The organism is Actinoplanes sp. NPDC026670 (assembly GCF_040638175.1).
Taxonomy (GTDB): Bacteria; Actinomycetota; Actinomycetes; order Mycobacteriales; family Micromonosporaceae; genus Actinoplanes.
The window spans coordinates 1-1469 of sequence record NZ_JBEZXU010000179.1; the positions used below are offsets into that span (position 1 = coordinate 1).

General features: G+C 66.8%; 2 protein-coding genes, 2 tRNA genes and 1 pseudogene. 4 read left to right on the forward strand and 1 reads right to left on the reverse strand.

The features are described from left to right. The 4 genes from AB0E94_RS52870 to AB0E94_RS52885 form a co-directional block, all read left to right on the forward strand. Positions 1-357, forward strand: a 357-nt coding sequence (locus tag AB0E94_RS52870; protein ID WP_360344551.1) for a DUF3566 domain-containing protein, incomplete at its 5' end; no start/stop codon positions are given. A gap of 221 nt (positions 358-578) precedes the next feature. Next, a tRNA-Ile gene (locus tag AB0E94_RS52875) sits at positions 579-652 on the forward strand. A 43-nt stretch (positions 653-695) separates the two neighbouring features. Next, positions 696-824, forward strand: a complete 129-nt coding sequence (locus AB0E94_RS52880; protein WP_231920970.1) for a DLW-39 family protein — start codon at positions 696-698, stop codon at positions 822-824. 40 nt (positions 825-864) lie between these two features. Continuing rightward, positions 865-940 (forward strand) — tRNA-Ala (locus AB0E94_RS52885). A 308-nt stretch (positions 941-1248) separates the two neighbouring features. Here the strand turns inward: AB0E94_RS52885 and AB0E94_RS52890 are convergent. After that, a pseudogene (locus AB0E94_RS52890) lies at positions 1249-1469 on the reverse strand (heat-shock protein HtpX); the annotation flags it as partial.

Below are 1469 nucleotides of genomic sequence, written 5' to 3' on the forward strand. Positions count from 1 at the left end.
GCCCGGCTGAACCTCAAGCGGATCGACCCCTGGTCGGTCATGAAGTTCGCGTTCGCGGTCTCGGTGGTGCTCTTCATCGTCGTGGTGGTCGCCACCTCGGTGCTCTACCTGGCTCTCGACGCGATGGGCGTCTTCACCAGCGTCAACGACAGCCTGACCGACCTGGTCAGCGCGGGCGGCGGCCAGAGCACGAGCGGCTTCCAGATCACCGCCAAGGGCGTGATTCTCAGCTCGGCGCTGATCGGCCTGGTCAACGTCGTGCTGTTCACGGCGCTCGCCACGCTCGGGGCGTTCGTCTACAACGTCTGCGCGGACTTGGTCGGCGGCATCGAGCTGACCCTCGCCGAGCGCGACTGAACCACCTTGGAAGCCGGGGCACCGCCGAGCGCGGAGCCCCGGCTTTCGTGTGTGCCGATGCACGTCACCGGCGCCGGAGCGGCCCGCGTGGCCCGCGTAATCGACTGGGCCGGGCGCGAAGCCTCCGGTAGGTTCAGAGGCGACGGCAACGCCCGTGCGGTCCACCCGCCCCCGATTTGGGGCCGGACGGACGGATGGGTTAACCTTGCTCGTCGCCACACGGGGCTATAGCTCAGTCGGTTAGAGCGCAGAGCTGATAACTCTGAGGTCGCTGGTTCGATTCCAGCTAGCCCCACCGCACATCGTCCGACGGTAGTCGAGCGCGAGGGGTGGGCCCCATGTTCAAGAAGCTTCTGATCCTGGCCGGAATCGTCGGTGTGGCAGCCGTGGTGGCCAGGAAGGTCAAGGCTTCCAACGACGAGCGCGCCCTGTGGCACGAGGCGACCACCGCGCCCGACCTGCGCTGATCCCGCTGGCACTGCCAGCACCGGCGGCATCGTCCGCCTCGGGGCCCTAGCTCAACTGGCAGAGCACTGCCTTTGCAAGGCAGGGGTTAGGGGTTCGAGTCCCCTGGGCTCCACCAATATCGCCTCTGACCAGGCGATTCTTCCTCGCAAGATCAACGGGCCCAAGCCGGGCACAGGTCAGTCATGATCTTGCGGCCGGATGGTCGCCTAGGTGGCGCGTTCCGCTGCTGAGCTCACGACCGAGCCAACGACGCCGCTGGGCCGGTCTCGCTTCGGCAGCCAGTGCACGTACGTCTCCAACGTGATGCGCAACGTCCTGTGCCGAAGCAGACGCTGCACCCTCCTGCGGCTCGACGTGGTTGGTGATCAGCGTCGTGGCGAAGAAGCGCCGTAGTGCGTGGACCGAGCTGGCGAGCCGGGTTGCTCAGCCTTGAGACTCGATGGTGGCGAGCAGGTCGGTAACTCGGGTCTTGATGTCGTCGCGGATCTGACGGACGACGTCGAGGGGTTGGCCGGCGGGGTCGGTGAGCTTCCAGTCCTCGTAGCGCTTGCCGGGGAAGACGGGGCAGGCATCGCCGCAGCCCATGGTGACGATGACTTCGGTGGCTTCGGCGGCTTCCCAGGTGAGCCGGGCCGGATTCTGAC